This is a genomic window from Saccharothrix longispora (assembly GCF_030852425.1).
Taxonomy (GTDB): domain Bacteria; phylum Actinomycetota; class Actinomycetes; order Mycobacteriales; family Pseudonocardiaceae; genus Actinosynnema; species Actinosynnema longispora.
In genome coordinates this window covers 19,851-37,021 of the sequence record NZ_NSDM01000032.1, presented here as the reverse complement: position 1 = coordinate 37,021, position 17,171 = coordinate 19,851, and the positions used below count along the sequence as shown (strand labels likewise).

Below are 17,171 nucleotides of genomic sequence, written 5' to 3'. Positions count from 1 at the left end.
GACCCCTTCGAACCCGGCGGACGCATGTACCGCACCGGCGACCTCGTCGCCTGGCGAACCGACGGCACCCTCGACTTCCTCGGCCGCGCCGACGACCAGGTCAAGATCCGCGGCTTCCGTGTCGAACCCGCCGAGGTCCGCGCCGCGCTCACCGCGCACCCCGGTGTGGTGGACGCCGCCGTGGTCGTCCGCGAGGACCGACCCGGCGACAAGCGGCTCGTCGCCTACGTCGTCACCCCCGACACCCCCGTCGCGGACCTGCGCGCCCACACCGCCGACCTCCTCCCCGACCACCTCCGCCCCACCGCCTACGTCCCGCTCGACGCACTCCCCCTGACCCCCAACGGCAAGCTCGACCGCGCCGCCCTGCCCGTGCCCGCGGCGACCGCGCCGTCCGCGCACCGCCGGCCGCGCACGGCGCGCGAGCAGATCGTCGTCACCCTGTTCGCGGACGTGCTGGGCCTGCCCGAGGACCGGGTCGGCCTGGACGACGGGTTCTTCGACCTGGGCGGGCACTCCCTGCTGGCCGCGAAGCTCGTGGGCCGGGTCCGCGGCGCGCTCGACGCGGAACTGGGCATCCGGGACCTGTTCGACGCGCCCACCCCGGCCGCGCTCGCCGAGCGCCTGGGCTCGGCCCGCGCCGCGCGCACCCCGCTGCGCCGCGCGGAGCGCACCGGGTGGACGCCGCTGTCGCCGGCGCAGGCGCGCCTGTGGTTCGTGGACCAGTTGCGGGGCCCGAACCCCGCCTACAACGTGGCGCACACCGTGCGGCTGCGCGGCGACCTCGACGTGGACGCGCTGCACGCCGCGCTGGGCGACGTGGTCGGCCGGCACGAGTCGCTGCGGACGGTCTTCCCGTCGATCGACAGCGAACCGCGCCAGGTGGTGCGGCCGGCGGGTGACGTGGACCTGCCCGTGCTCGCCCCGGGCGCGTCGGCCGTGGACGAGGTCGTGGCGGCCGCGGCGCGGGAGGCGTTCGACCTCACCGCCGAGCCGCCGGTGCGCGCCTCACTGCTGCGCCTCACCGACCACGACCACGTCCTCCTCCTCGTCCTGCACCACATCGCCGGCGACGGCTGGTCCCTCGGACCACTCCTCCACGACCTCACCGACGCCTACACCGCACGACTCCACGGCCACGCACCCGACTGGGCACCCCTGCCCGTCCAGTACGCCGACTACACCCTCTGGCAACGCGAACTGCTCGGCGACCCGGACGACCCGACGAGCCCGCTGGCGCGGCAGCTGGAGTTCTGGCGGCACGCCCTGGCGGGGCTGCCGAACCAGGTGCCGCTGCCGCTGGACCGCCCCCGCACGGCCTCGGGCAGCGCCGGCGGGCTGGTGGACGTGCGCTGGGACGCGGACCTGCACCGGGCGCTGCTGGACGTGGCGCGGGCGCACGGCGCGACCCTGTTCATGGTGCTCCAGGCCGCGTTCGCGGTCGTGCTGACCAGGATGGGCGCGGGCACCGACGTGCCACTGGGTGGCCCGGTGGCGGGGCGCACCGACGAAGCCCTCGACGACCTCGTCGGCTTCTTCGTCAACACCCTCGTGCTCCGCACCGACACCTCCGGCGACCCCACCTTCACCGAACTGCTGGCCCGCGTCCGCGACACCGACCTCGCCGCGTGGGACCACCAGGAACTGCCGTTCGACCGGCTGGTGGAGGAGCTGAACCCGGTGCGCGTGCCGGGCGCGCACCCGCTGTTCCAGGTCGCCTTCGTGGTGCAGAACAACACCGGCGCGCGGCCCGACCTGCCCGGCCTCACCGCCGAGGTCGCCCCGGTCGACACCGGGGCGGCGAAGTTCGACCTGACGCTGAGCCTCGGCGAGGAGTACGACGACGGCGTGCCGGCGGGCGTGGTGGGCGGCCTGGAGTACGCCGCCGACCTGTTCGACCGGAGCACCGCGGCGACGCTGGTGGACCGGCTGGCGGGCGTGCTGGCGGCCGTCGCCGCGGACCCCGGCACCCGGATCGGGCGGCTCGACGTGCTCACCCCCGCCGAACGGGAGCTGCTGGCGGCCGGTTCGCCGAACGGACCGGCGCGGGTCGTGGACGACCGCACGGCGCACGAGGTGGTGGCCGCGCACGCGCTGGCCTCCCCGGACGCCACGGCGGTGGTGTGCGGCGACCGGCGGACCACCTACCGCGAGCTGGACGTGGCGGCCAACCGGTTCGCCCACCACCTGCTCGACTCCGGTGTCCGCCCCGGCGACCTCGTCGGCGTCCTGCTCGACCGCGGCACGGACCTGGTCGTCACGGTGCTGGCGGTGCTCAAGGCGGGCGGCGCGTTCACCCTGCTCGACCCCGGCACCCCGGACCGGCGCGCGGCCGCGGTCCTGCGGGCCGCCGACGCGAGGGCGGTCGTGACCGACGCCGCCGGCCTGGCGCGGCCGGCCGGCCCGTACCGGGTGCTGGACGTCGCGGTGGACGTGGGCGCGCGGCCCGACCACGCGCCGCCGGTCGCCGTGGACCCCGCCGCGGCGGCGTGCGTCATCTTCACCTCGGGCTCCACCGGGCGGCCCAAGGGCGTGCTCGCGCCGCACCGCGCGGTCGTGCGGACCCTCGTGGGCCAGGACTTCTTCGACAGCTCGCCCCACCACGTGTGGTTGCAGAGCGCGCCGGTGCCGTGGGACGGGTTCGTGCTGGAGATGTTCGGCGCGCTGCTGTCCGGCGCGGCGTGCGTGCTCCAGCCCGGTCCGGCGCCCGAGCCGGCCGTGATCGCCGACCTGGTCGCCGAGCACGGCGTGACCACGGCCTTCCTGTCCGCCAGCCTGCTCAACTACATGCTCGACGAGCACCCCGGCGTGTTCGACGTGCTGCGGCAGGTCATGACCGGCGGCGAGGCCGCGTCCGCACCGCACCTGCGGCGGCTGCTGCGCGACCACCCCGGCGTCCGGGTGGTCAACGGCTACGGCCCGGCCGAGCACATGGTCTACACGAGCTTCCACGACGTGCGGCCCGAGGACACCGGCTCCGACGACGGCGGAGCGGAGGACACCGGGGCGCGGGCCGTCCCGATCGGCCTCGCCGTCGCCGACAAGCGGTCCTACGTGCTGGACGACCGCCTGCGCCTCGTGCCGCCCGGCGTGCCCGGCGAGCTGTACGTCACCGGTGTCGGCTCCGCCCACGGCTACGCGGGCGAGCCGGGCCTGACGGCGGAGCGGTTCGTGGCGTGCCCGTTCGAGCCCGGCGCGCGGATGTACCGCACCGGCGACCTGGTCCGGTGGCGCTCCGACGGGAGGCTGGAGTTCGTCGGCCGCGCGGACGACCAGGTCAAGATCCGGGGGTTCCGCATCGAGCCCGGCGAGGTGCAGGCCGTCGTGGACGCGCACCCCGGCGTGCGGCGGTCCGCGGTCGTGGTCCGGGAGGACCGGCCCGGCGACAAGCGCCTGGTCGCCTACGTGGTGCCCGAGGCGGGCGCCGCCCCCGACCACGCCGCGCTGTCCGCCCACGCGGCGGCCGTGCTGCCGAGCCACCTGCGGCCCGCCGCGTACGTGCTGCTCGACCACATCCCGCTCAACGCCAACGGCAAGCTCGACCGGGCGGCGCTGCCCGCGCCCGCGCAGCACTCCGGCGCGGCGCGGCGCGCACCGCGCACGCCGCGCGAGGCGATCATGGTGGGTCTGTTCGCCGACGTGCTGGGCCTGCCCGAGGACCGGGTCGGCCTGGACGACGACTTCTTCGCCCTGGGCGGGCACTCCCTGCTCGCGGCGAAGCTGATCAGCCGGGTGCGGACCGCGCTGGACGCGGGACCGGGCATCAGGGACCTCTTCGACGCGCCCACCCCGGCCGGGCTGTGCGAGCGGTTGGACCGGGTCGCCGACCGGCCGGCGCTCACCCCCGTGCCGCGCCCCGACGAGGTCCCGCTGTCCTACGCGCAGGCCCGGCTGTGGTTCATCGACCAGCTGGAGGACGCGGGCGCGGCGTACAACGTGGCGCACAGCGTGCGGCTGCGCGGCGACCTCGACGTGGACGCGCTGCACGCCGCGCTGGGCGACGTGGTGCGGCGGCACGAGTCGCTGCGGACGGTCTTCCCGTCGATCGACGGCGTGCCGCAGCAGGTGGTGCGGCCGGCCGCGGACGTGGCGCTGTCGCTGGTGGTGCGCGACACCGACGAGTCCGGTGTGGGACCGGCCGCCGCCGCGGCGGCGCGGGAGGCGTTCGACCTCACCGCCGAACTGCCGGTGCGCGCCTCACTGCTGCGCCTCACCGACCACGACCACGTCCTCCTCCTCGTCCTGCACCACATCGCCGGCGACGGCTGGTCCCTCGGACCACTCCTCCACGACCTCACCGACGCCTACACCGCACGACTCCACGGCCACGCACCCGACTGGGCACCCCTGCCCGTCCAGTACGCCGACTACACCCTCTGGCAACGCGAACTGCTCGGCGACCCGGACGACCCGACGAGCCCGCTGGCGCGGCAGCTGGAGTTCTGGCGGCACGCCCTGGCCGGTGTGCCGGACGAACTGCCGCTGCCCGCGGACCGCGCCCGCCCGGCGACCTCGTCGGGCCGGGGCGAGTCGGTGCCGGTGGAGCTGGGCGCGCCCCTGCACCAGGCGCTGCTCGACCTGGCCCGCGCCACCGGGACGACGTTGTTCATGGTGCTCCAGGCGGGCTTCGCGGCCTTGCTGACCAGGCTCGGCGCGGGCACCGACGTGCCCGCCGGGTCCCCGGTGGCGGGCCGTTCCGACGAGGCCCTCGACGGTCTGGTGGGCTTCTTCGTCAACACGCTCGTGCTGCGCACCGACACCTCCGGCGACCCCACGTTCCGGGAGCTGCTGGCCCGCGTCCGCGACACCGACCTCGCCGCCTACGACCACCAGGACATCCCGTTCGAGCGGCTCGTCGAGGAGCTGAACCCGACCCGCTCGCTGTCCCGGCACCCGCTGTTCCAGGTCATGCTGGTGCTCCAGAACAACGCGGCGGGGCGGGTCGAGATGCCCGGCCTGACCGCCGAGGTCGCGCCGGTCGACACGGCGAGCGCCAAGTTCGACCTGACCCTCGGCCTGCGCGAGGAGCACGACGACACCGGTGCGCCGATCGGCATCACCGGCGGCCTGGAGTTCGCCACCGACCTGTTCGACCGCGGCACGGCCACCGCCCTGGCGACCCGCCTCGCCAGGATGTTCGCCGCCGTCGCGGACGACCCCGACACCCGGATCAGCCGCCCCGAGCTGCTGGACCGGCAGGAGCGGCGCGGCCTGCTGGCGGCCTGGACCGACACCGCCGCCGACGCGCCGGTGGACCGCTGCGCCCACGAGCTGGTCGCGGCCCGGGCCGCGCGGACCCCCGACGCGGTGGCGCTGGTCCACGGCGACCACCACGTCACCTACCGGGAGCTGGTGGAGCGGGCGAACCGGCTGGCCCGCGAACTGGTGGCGCGGGGCGTGCGCCCGGGGCAGGTCGTGGGCGTGCTGCTGGACCGGGACGCGGACCTGGTGGTGGCCGTGCTCGGCGCGCTCACCGCCGGGGCCGGGTACACCGCGCTCGACCCGCGCTTCCCGCGCCGGCGGCTCACCGAACTCGTGCGGCGCACCGGCGCCCCGGTCGTGGTCACGTCGGCGTCGCTGGCCGACCGGGTGGACGGCGTGCCCGCGCTGGTGGTGGACGACCCGGGCACGGCCGCCCGCGTCGCGGCCCACCCGGCGACACCGCCGGAGGTCGAGGTGCACCCCGAGGACGTCGCGTGCGTCATGTTCACCTCGGGCTCCACCGGCGTCCCCAAGGGCGTCGTGGCGCCGCACCGCGCCCTCGTCGGCACCCTGCTCAGCCAGGAGTACGTGGACTTCTCCCCCGACCACGTGTGGCTCCAGTGCTCGCCGGTGTCGTGGGACGGGTTCGCCCTGGAGCTGTTCGGACCGCTGCTGGCGGGCGCGACGTGCGTGCTCCAGCCCGGTCCGACACCGGAGCCCGCCCTGATCGGCGACCTGGTCGCGCAGCACGGGATCACCACCGTGTACCTGTCCGCGAGCCTGCTCAACCACCTGCTGGACGAATACCCGGACGCGCTGACCGGGGTCCGGCAGATCATGACCGGCGGCGAGGCCGCGTCCGCGGCGCACCTGCGCAAGCTGCTCGACCGCCACCCGGGCGTGCGGCTGGTCAACGGCTACGCGCCGGTGGAGAACATGATCTTCGCGGTGTGCCACCGGGTTCGCCTGGAGGACACCGAGCTGCCGTCGATCCCCGTCGGGCGGCCGATCGTGAACAAGGGCTTCTACGTGCTCGACGCCCACCTCAACGTGCTGCCGCCGGGTGTCGTCGGCGAGCTGTACATGACCGGGGTCGGCCTGGCCCGGGGCTACCTGGGCGCGCCGGGGCAGACCGCCGAGCGGTTCGTCGCCTGCCCGCACGGCGGTCCCGGTGAGCGCATGTACCGCACGGGGGACCTGGTCAGGTGGCGGGCGGACGGCGTGCTGGACTTCCTCGGCCGCGCCGACGACCAGGTCAAGATCCGCGGTTTCCGGGTCGAGCCGGGCGAGGTGTCCACCGCGCTGAGCCGGCACCCGGCGGTGCGGCAGGCGGCGGTCGTGGTCCGCGAGGACCGGCCCGGCGACAAGCGCCTGGTCGCCTACGTGGTGGCCGAGCCGGGGGCGGAGCCGAGCCCGGCCGACCTGCGGGCGCACGCCGAGGAGCACCTGCCCGAGCACATGCGGCCCAGCGCCTACGTGCGGATGGACGAGCTGCCCCGCAACGCCAACGGCAAGCTCGAACGGGCGGCCCTGCCGCCGCCCGACTACCTCGACCGGCCCGCCGGGCGCAAGCCGGCGACACCGCGCGAAGAGGTCATGTGCGCGCTGTTCGCCGACGTCCTCGGCCTGACCGGCGAGGTGGGGGCGGACGACGACTTCTTCGCCCTGGGCGGGCACTCGCTGCTGGTGACCCGGCTGATCAGCCGGGTGCGGTCGGCCTTCGGGGCCGAGCTGTCCATCAAGTCCGTGTTCGAGAACCGCACGGTGGCCGCGCTCGCGGAGCGCCTGGGCCACGCGGAACAGGCCCGCCCCGCGCTGCGGCGCCGGGTCCGCCCGGAGGAGGTCAAGTGAGCGCGCCGACGATCCCCCTGTCGTTCACCCAGCGGCGGCTGTGGTTCCTCAGCCGCGCCGAGCCCGGCGCCACCTACAACATCCCGGTGGCCCTGCGGCTGGGTCCGGACCCGGACCTCGCGGCGCTGCGGGCCGCGCTGGGCGACGTCGTGCTGCGCCACGAGGTGCTGCGCACCGCCTACCCGGAGGCCGACGGGCAGCCGTTCCAGGACATCCGCCCGGCGGGCGGGGTGGAGCTGCCGGTGACGGTCGTGCCGGCGGACGGCCTCGCCCCCGCCCTGGCGGACGCGGCACGGCACGTGTTCGACCTCACCGCCGCGCCGCCGGTGCTCACCCGGCTGTTCCGGGTGGACGGCGGGGCGCCCGCCGACCACGTGCTGCTGGTGCTGCTGCACCACATCGCGGGCGACGGCGGCTCGACCGGACCGCTCACCCGCGACCTGGCGGCGGCCTACGCGGCCCGCCGCGCCGGCCGCGCCCCGGAGTTCCCCGAACTGCCGGTGCAGTACGCCGACTACACCTACTGGCAGCAGGACGTGCTGGGCGACCCCGACGACCCGGGCAGCCGGTACGCCCGGCAGGTGGCGCACTGGGCGGGCGTGCTGGCGGACCTGCCGGTCGAGGTGGGCTTCCCCGCCGACCGGTCCCGCCCGGCGACGGCCGGGCACCGGGGGGCCTCGGTGCCGCTGGAGGTGCCCGCGACCGTGCACCGGGGGCTGCTCGACCTCGCCGCCTCGACCGGGGCGACGCTGTTCATGGTGGCGCAGGCGGCGGTGGCCGCGCTGCTCACCCGGCACGGCGGCGGCGCGGACGTGCCGTTCGGCACGGCCGTCGCGGGCCGCACCGACGAAGCCCTCGACGACCTCGTCGGGTTCTTCGTCAACACCCTCGTGCTGCGCACCGACACCTCCGGCGACCCGACGTTCGCCGAACTGGTGGCCCGCGTCCGCGACACCGACCTGACCGCGTACGCGAACCAGGACGTGCCGTTCGAGCGGGTCGTGGAGGAGCTGAACCCGCCGCGCTCGCTGTCGCGGCACCCGCTGTTCCAGGTGATGCTGGTGCACACCGCCGACAGCGCGGCGCCCGAGGCCGGGACGCTCCTCGAACCGGTCCCCCTCGGCACCGGCGCGGTGAAGTTCGACATGACCATCGGGTTCCGCGAGCGCCCCGACGCCGGTGGCCTGCGGGTGGACTGGGACTACTCGGTGGACCTGTTCGACCGGGACACCGTCGCCGCGTTCGGCCGGCGGCTGGTCCGGCTGCTGGCGGCGGTGGCCGCCGACCCCGGCACCCGCGTCGGCGACCTGCCGCTGCTGGACGACGACGAGCGCGCCGCGCTGACCGCGCCCGGCCGCGAGCCCTCGGGCGACACCGTGCACGGGCTGTTCGCCGCACGGGCCGCCGCGACGCCGGGGAAGACCGCGCTGCTGCACGACGGGGGGCGCGTCACCTACGCCGAGCTGGACCGGTGGGCCGACCGGATCGCGGGCCGGCTGCTGGACCGCGGCCTGGCACCGGGCGCGGTGGTGGGCGTGCACCTCGACCGGGGACCGGCGCTGGTGGCCGCGCTGCTCGGCGTGCTCAAGGCGGGCGGCTGCTACACGCTGCTGGACACCGCGTTCCCGGCGGACCGGCTGCGGTCCGTGCTGGACCGGGCGGGTGTCGAACTGGTCGTGGGCACACCGCTCGACGGCGTCGACGCCCGGTTCGTGGACCCCTGCGCGCCCGGCCCGGAGCACGTGGCCGCCGCGGTGGTCCCCCCGGAGTCGCCGGCCGTGGTCATGTTCACCTCCGGCTCGACCGGCGAGCCGAAGGGCGTGCTCGCGCCGCACCGCGCCCTGGTCTCGACGCTCACCGGGCAGGACTACGCCGAGTTCGACGCCGACGCGGTGTGGCTCCAGGCCGCGCCGGTCTCCTGGGACGCGTTCGCCACCGAGCTGCTGGGCGCGCTGCTGCACGGCGGCACGTGCGTGCTGCACCCGGCCGGGCCGCCGGACCCGGCCGACATCGCGCGGTTGGTGGTCGAGCACGGCGTCACCGTGTTCAAGGCCTCCGCGAGCCTGTTCAACCACGTGCTGGACGAGCACCCCGAGGTGTTCGCCACCGTGCGGCGGGCCATGACGGGCGGCGAACCCGCCTCCCCCGCGCACGTCGCGAAAGCGCTGCGCGACCACCCGCACGTGCGGCTCACCAACGGCTACGGCCCCGCCGAGAGCATGGGCTACAGCACCGCGCACGACATCACCGCCGCCGACCTCACCGCCCGGTCGGTGCCGATCGGGCGGCCCGTGGCGGGCAAGCACGGCTACGTCTTGGACGAGCGGCTGCGGCTCGTGCCGCCCGGTGGCGTCGGCGAGCTGCACCTGGCGGGCGCGGGGCTCGCGCACGGCTACCTCGGCGCCCCCGGTGCGACCGCCGAGCGGTTCGTCGCCGACCCGTTCCTGCCCGGCCGGCGGATGTACCGCACGGGTGACCTGGTGCGGCTGCGGCGCGACGGCGTGCTGGAGTACGCGGGCCGCGTCGACGACCAGGTGAAGCTGCGCGGGTTCCGGGTGGAGCCCGCCGAGGTGCAGGCCGCCGTGCTGACGCACCCGGACGTGACCGGCGCGGCCGTCGTGGTCCGCGAGGACCGGCCCGGCGATCCCCGGTTGGTGGCCTACGCGGTGGGCCGCGCGACGCCGGCGGCGGTGCGCGACCACGTCGCCGCGCTGCTGCCCGAGCACCTGGTGCCGTCGGCGGTGGTCGTGCTGGACGAGCTGCCGCGCACCCTGAACGGCAAGCTGGACCGCCGCGCGCTGCCCGCGCCGGCGTACGCGGCGGGTGCCGGCGGCGAACCGCGCACCCCGCAGGAGGAAATCCTGTGCGCCCTGTTCGCGCAGGTGCTGGGACTGCCGGCGCCGGCGGGCGCGGAGGACGACTTCTTCGCGCTGGGCGGGCACTCGCTGCTGGCCACGCGCCTGGTGAGCCGGGTGCGCGGTGCGCTGGGCGCGGAAGTCGGCGTCCGCGACCTGTTCGCCTCGCCGACCCCGCGCGGTCTCGCGTCCCGCCTCACGGCGGCGCGCCCCGGCCGCCCGGCGCTGCGCCCCGCCGACCGCCCGGACCCGCTGCCCCTGTCGCACGCCCAGCAGCGCCTGTGGGTGCTGCACCAGGTGGACGGCTCGGCGGCGTACAACTCGCCGTGGGCGCTGCGGCTGCGCGGCGACCTGGACGTGGCCGCGCTGCGCGCCGCCCTGGTGGACGTCGTGGCCCGGCACGAGTCGCTGCGCACGGTGTTCCCGCAGGTGGACGGGCAGCCGGTGCAGCGCGTCCTGGACGCCGCGCCGCACCTGGCGGTCACGGTCGCGGACGACGTGGACGCGGCGGTGGCGGAGCTGTCGTCGCGCCCGTTCGACCTCGCCGCGGAGCCGCCGCTGCGGGCGCACCTGCTGGTGGTGTCCCCGGCGGAGCACGTGCTCGTGCTGGTGCTGCACCACATCGCCAGCGACGGCTGGTCCAAGGGCCCCCTGCTGCGCGACCTGGTCACCGCCTACACCGCCCGCACCGGCGGGACCGCCCCGGAGCAGGCGCCGCTGCCGGTGCAGTACGCGGACTACGCGCTGTGGCAGCGCGACCTGCTCGGCGACCAGGGCGACCCGGACAGCGTCGCCTCGACCCAGCTCGCCCACTGGCGCGACGTCCTCGCCGGCGCGCCCGAGCAGCTCGACCTGCCCTCGGACCGGCCGCGACCGGCCGTGCCGTCCGGGCGGGGCGGGCTCGTCGCGGCCGAGTTCGGGCCCGCCGCGCGGGACGCCGTGCGGGGGCTGGCCGAGGCGACCGGCAGCACGACGTTCATGGTGCTGCACGCCGCCCTCGCCGCCCTGCTCACCCGCCTGGGCGCGGGCACCGACCTCCCCATCGGCACCGTCGTCGCGGGTCGGGCGGACGAAGCCCTCGACGACCTCGTCGGCTTCTTCGTCAACACCCTCGTGCTGCGCACCGACACCTCCGGCGACCCCACCTTCACCGAACTGCTGGCCCGCGTCCGCGACACCGACCTCGCCGCCTACGACCACCAGGACGTGCCCTTCGAGCAGGTCGTGGAGGAGCTGAACCCGACCCGCTCGCTGTCCCGGCACCCGCTGTTCCAGGTGACCCTGGTGGTGCAGAACACCGCGGGCGGCGGCGCCCCGGCCCTGCCCGGCCTGGACGTCGAGCCCGTCGCCGCGTGGACCGCCACGGCCAAGTTCGACCTGGTGCTCGCGTTCACCGAGCACGACGACGGGCTGACCGCGAACCTGGAGTACGCCGCCGACCTGTTCGACGACGACACCGCCCGAGCCCTGGTGGCGCGGCTGGCACGGCTGCTCGCCTCGGTCTCGGGCGACGGCGCCGACACCCGGTTGAGCGCCCTCGACGTGCTCGTGCCCGGTGAGCGGGACCGGCTGCTCACCGGCTGGAACGACACCGCGGTCCCGGCGGGCGCGTGGGAGTCCGTACCGGCGCGGGTGGCCCGGTGGGCGCGGCGGACGCCGCACGCGACCGCCGTGGGCGCCGCGGTGGGCGGCATGACCTTCGCGGAGCTGGACGGGGCCGCGAACCGGGTGGCGGACTCGCTGGTCGCGCTCGGCGCGGGGCCCGGGTCGGTGGTCGGCGTGTGCCTGCGCCGCTCCCCCGCCGGCGTCGCCGCGCTGCTGGGCGTCCTGCGGACCGGGGCCGCCTACCTGCCGATGGACCCCGACTACCCGGCCGACCGGCTGGCGTACCTGCTCGCCGACTCCGCCGCGCCGGTCGTGGTCACCGAGCGGGCGCTGCGGGACCGCGTGGCCGCGCCCACCGTCGTGTGCCTGGAGGACCTGCCGAACGGGCCGGGCACGCCGGTGGACGTGCCCGTGCACCCGGCCGACGCCGCCTACGTGATCTACACGTCCGGCTCGACGGGCCGCCCCAAGGGCGTGGTGGTGGACCACCGCGGGCTGGCCGACCTGTGCGCATGGCACGTCCGCGAGTACGGCGTCACCCCGGCCGACCGCACCGGGCAGGTCGCGGCGCTGGGCTTCGACGCGGCGGTCTGGGAGCTCTGGCCGCACCTCGCGTCGGGCGCGTCCGTGCACCTGCCCGACGCGGCGACCCTCGCCGACGGCGACGCGCTCGTCGCCTGGATCGCCGACACCGGCCTCACCGCGTGCTTCCTGCCCACGCCGCGCCTGGAACTCGCCCTGGACGACCTGGCGGCCCGACCGACCGCGCTGCGCGCCGTCCTCACCGGCGGTGACGCGCTGCGCCGCCGTCCCCCGGCGCACACCCCGTTCCGGTTGGTCAACCACTACGGCCCCACCGAGTTCTCGGTCGTGGCGACCGCCGGCCCGGTGTCGCCCGGCCCGCTGTCGACGGGCCCGGTGCCGCCGGGCGAGCGGGCCGACGTCGCGCCCCCGATCGGGCGGCCGGTCGCCAACACCCGCGCCTACGTCCTCGACGCCCGCCTGACCCCGGTGCCCGTCGGTGTCGTCGGCGAGCTGTACCTGGCGGGCACGGGTCTGGCGCGCGGCTACCACGCCCGTCCCGGCCTGACCGCCGAGCGGTTCACCGCCTGTCCTTTCGGGACGCCCGGCGAGCGCATGTACCGCACCGGCGACCTGGTGCGCTGGAACGCGCGGGGCGAACTGGAGTTCGCGGGCCGCGCCGACGACCAGGTGAAGCTGCGCGGGTTCCGCATCGAACCGGGCGAGATCGAGTCCGTGCTGGCCGACCACCCGTCGGTGGCGCACGCCGCCGTGGTCGTCCGCGAGGACCGGCCGGGGCTGAAGTCCCTCGCCGGGTACGTCGTGCCGCGCGGACCGCTGGACACCGCCGGCCTGCGGGCGCACCTGGCGGCCGTGCTGCCGGAGCACATGGTGCCCGCCGCGCTGGTCGTGCTCGACGCGCTCCCGCTGACCGCCAACGGCAAGGTGGACCGCCGCGCCCTGCCGGCCCCCGAGCCGGTCACCGGGCGCCGCGCGCCGCGCACGCCGCGCGAGGAGATCCTGTGCGGCCTGTTCGCCGAGGTGCTGGGCGTGCCGGTGGTGGGGCCGGACGACGACTTCTTCGACCTGGGCGGGCACTCGCTGCTGGCGACCCGCCTGATCAGCCGGGTCCGCACCGCCCTGGACGCGGAACCGGCCGTGGCCGACCTGTTCGCCAACCCCACGCCCGCCCGGCTGGAGACGTGCCTGGACCGCGGCACGCCCACCCGTCCCGCCCTGCGCCCCGCCGCCCGCCCGGACCTGGTGCCGCTGTCGTTCGCGCAGCGCCGCCTGTGGTTCGTGAACCGGCTCGACGGGGAGAACCCGAGCTACGCGGTGCCCGTGGCGCTGCGCCTGCGCGGCGCGGTCGACGTGCCGGCGCTGCGCGCCGCGCTCGCCGACGTGGTGGACCGGCACGAGGCGTTGCGCACGGTGTTCCCCGAGGTCGGGGGCACGCCCCACCAGCAGGTGCGGCACGGGGCGGTGGCCCCGCTCGCGCTGCTCCCCGCCGCGCCCGACGACCTCGACGCGGTGCTGCGGCGGGTCGTGGCCGCGCCGTTCGACCTGACCGGGGACCTGCCGCTGCGCACCGCCCTGGTGCGCCTGGCCGACGACGAGCACGTGCTCCTGCTGGTGCTGCACCACATCGCCGGCGACGGCTGGTCCATGCGGCCGCTGCTGCGCGACCTCGCCGAGGCCTACACCGCGCGGCTCGCCGGGCACGCGCCCGACCGGGCCGCACTGCCGGTGCAGTACGCGGACTACGCGCTGTGGCAGCGCGCCCTGCTCGGCGACGAGGACGACCCGGACGGCCCGCTCGCGCACCGGGTCGCGTTCTGGACCGACGCGCTGGCCGGCGTGCCGGACGAGCTGGAGCTGCCGTTCGACCGGCCCCGGCCCGCGACGTCCTCGCAGACCGGCGGCCGGGTGCCGCTGCTGCTGGACGCGGACCTGCACCGCGCGGTGCTGGACCTGGCCCGGCGCACCCGCACGACGCCGTTCATGGTGTTCCAGGCCGCGTTCGCGACCCTGCTCACCAGGATGGGCGCGGGCACCGACATCCCCATCGGCACCCCCGTCGCCGGACGCACCGACGAAGCCCTCGACGACCTCGTCGGCTTCTTCGTCAACACCCTCGTGCTCCGCACCGACACCTCCGGCGACCCCACCTTCACCGAACTGCTGGCCCGCGTCCGCGACACCGACCTCGCCGCCTACGACCACCAGGACGTGCCCTTCGAACGGCTCGTGGAACGGCTCAACCCACCCCGCTCGCTCACCCGGCACCCGCTGTGCCAGGTCGTGCTGACCCTCCAGAACACCGGTGACGCGGCCCTCGACCTGCCCGGCCTGGTCGTGGAGCCGGTGGGCGTCACGTCCGGGACCACCGCGTTCGACCTGAACGTCGGCCTGCGCGAGACCCGCGGCGACGACGGCCTGCCCGCCGGCGTCGAGGGCGTCCTCCTCTACCGCGAGGACCTGTTCGACGCGGGCACCGCGCGGTCCCTCGCCGACCGGCTCGTCCGCGTCCTGGCCGCCGCCGCCACCGACCCGGACGTCCGGGTGGGCGACGTGGACCTGCTCGGCGACGACGAGCGCGAACGGGTCGTGGTGACGTGGAACGACACCGCGCGGGCCGTGCCGGGCACGACGCTGCCGGCGCTGTTCCGCGACCAGGTCCGGCGCACGCCGGACGCCCTCGCGCTGGTCGGCGACGGGCAGCGCCTCACCTACGCCGAGCTGGACGCCCGCGTCGAACGGCTCGCGGTGGCGCTGCACGCCCGGGGCGCGGGACCGGAGCGGGTCGTGGCCGTGCTGCTGCCCCGGTCGGTGGACCTGGTCGTCGCGCTGCACGCGGTGCAGCGGGCGGGCGCGGCCTACCTGCCCGTGGACCCCGACTACCCGGCCGACCGGGTGGCGCTCATGCTCGCCGACGCCGATCCCGTGCTGGTCCTCGACGCGGACGCCCTGCGCGGGCTGGAGGACGGCGACGCGCCCGGCGCCGAGCTGCCGCGGGTGCGCGGTGGGGACCCGGCGTACGTCATCTACACCTCGGGCTCCACCGGCCGCCCCAAGGGCGTGGTGGTCGAGCACGCCGCGATCGTCAACCGGCTGCTGTGGATGCAGGACGAGTACCGGCTCGGCCCGGACGACCGGGTGCTCCAGAAGACGCCGTCGAGCTTCGACGTGTCGGTGTGGGAGTTCTTCTGGCCGCTCCAGGTGGGCGCCGCGCTGGTCGTGGCCGCCCCCGGCGGGCACCGCGACCCCGCGTACCTGGCGGAGCTGGTGCGCCGCGAGGGCGTCACCACGGCGCACTTCGTGCCGTCGATGCTGGACGCGTTCGTCGCGCACCTGGAGGAGTCCGGCGAGCGCTGCCCCGACCTGGCGCGGGTGGTGTGCAGCGGTGAGGCCCTGCCCACGGGGCTGGCCCGCCGCTTCGCCTCGGTGTGCGCCGCGGGCCTGCACAACCTGTACGGCCCGACGGAAGCCGCGGTGGACGTGACCGCGCACGCCGTGCACGGCGCGGAGACCACCGCCACCATCCCCATCGGCCGCCCGGTGTGGAACACCGGCGTCCACGTGCTGGACGACCGGCTGCGGCCCGTCCCGTCGGGGGTCCCCGGCGAGCTGTACCTGGCGGGCGCGCAGCTGGCGCGCGGCTACCGGGGCAGGCCGGGGCTGACGGCGCAGCGGTTCGTCGCGTCGCCGTTCGCACCGGGCGGGCGCCTCTACCGGACCGGCGACGTGGTGCGGTGGTGCGGCGAGGGCGTGCTGGAGTACCTGTCTCGCGCCGACGACCAGGTCAAGATCCGCGGCCTGCGGATCGAGCCGGACGAGGTCGCCGCCGTGCTCCAGGACCACCCGGACGTGGCCCGCGCCGCCGTGGTGGCCCGCGAGCACGCACCGGGCGACCTGAGGCTCGTCGCCTACGTCGTCGCGGCGGCGGGCCGTGCGCCGGAGTGGGCCGCGCTGCGGGAGCACGCCGCGTCCCGGCTGCCCGAGCACATGGTGCCGTGGGCCGCGGTGGTGCTCGACGACCTGCCGGTCGGTCCGAGCGGGAAGCTCGACCGCACGGCGCTGCCCGCGCCGGGACCGGTCGCCCCGGTGGTGGGCCGCGCGCCGTCCTCCGCCGCCGAGGAGACCCTGGCCGCGCTGTTCGCCGAGGTGCTGGGCCTGCCCGAGGTGGGGGTGGACGCCGGGTTCTTCGACCTGGGCGGGCACTCCCTGCTCGCCACGCGGCTGGTGTCGCGGATCGGCGCGGAGTTCGGCGTCCGGCTGGGCGTGCGGGCGGTGTTCGAGGCGCCCACGGTCGCCGCGATGGCGCGGCGGCTGCGCGACGGGTCCGCCGACGACGCGCCGCCCGCCGTGCTCCTGCCGCTGCGCGCCGGCGGCCCGGCCGTGCCCCTGTTCTGCGTGCACCCCGCGGTCGGCATCGGCTGGGTGTACGCGGGGCTGCTGCCGCACCTGCCCGACCGGCCGGTGTACGCCCTCCAGGCACGCGGGCTGTCCCAGCCGGACGCGCGGCCCACGAGCCTCGACGAGATGGCCAAGGACTACCTCGACCAGGTCCGCTCCGTGCAGCCCACCGGGCCGTACCACCTGCTCGGCTGGTCGTTCGGCGCGGGCGTGGCGCACGCGATGGCCGCCACCCTGCGCGACGAGGGCGAGGAGGTGGCCACCCTGGCGCTGCTGGACGGGTACCCCACCGCGCCCACCGGCGAGGTGCACTCCGCGCGCGACCCCCGGGTCCTGGCCGCGCTGCTGCGCTCCCTGGGCTACCCGGACGAGCCCGCGCCCGTGTCGCCGGCGGATTTCGCGACACGGGTCGCGGACGGGCCGCTCGCCGACGTGGTGCCCGCCCGGCTGGCCGACCTCGCCGAGGTGTTCGCCGACAACCTGACCCTGATGGGCGCCGGCACCACCGCCCGCTTCGACGGCGACGTGCTGTTCTTCGCCGCCACCGCCGACAAGACCGACCTGTCCCCCGTGCCCGCCGACTGGCGGGCGCACATCACCGGCGACGTCCACGCGCACCGCGTCGACTGCCGGCACGGCGACCTGACCCGACCCGGCCCGCTGGCCGCCGTCGGCGCGGTGCTCGCCGCCCACCTGGGAAACCACCTGTGAGGAGAAGCG

Annotated in this window: 2 protein-coding genes; both read left to right on the top strand. The window is 76.5% G+C overall.

Annotated elements, in window-relative coordinates; genetic code table 11:
• Window positions 1-7,053: non-ribosomal peptide synthetase (locus CKY47_RS36025; RefSeq protein WP_442638277.1), on the top strand; the 7,053-nt coding region annotated here is incomplete at its 5' end.
• Entirely contained in the window at window positions 7,050-17,162 is a 10,113-nt protein-coding gene (locus CKY47_RS36020; RefSeq protein ID WP_306750868.1) for a non-ribosomal peptide synthetase, read from the top strand. The genes CKY47_RS36025 and CKY47_RS36020, both read left to right, overlap by 4 nt.
• The last annotated feature ends 9 nt before the right edge of the window (window positions 17,163-17,171 follow it).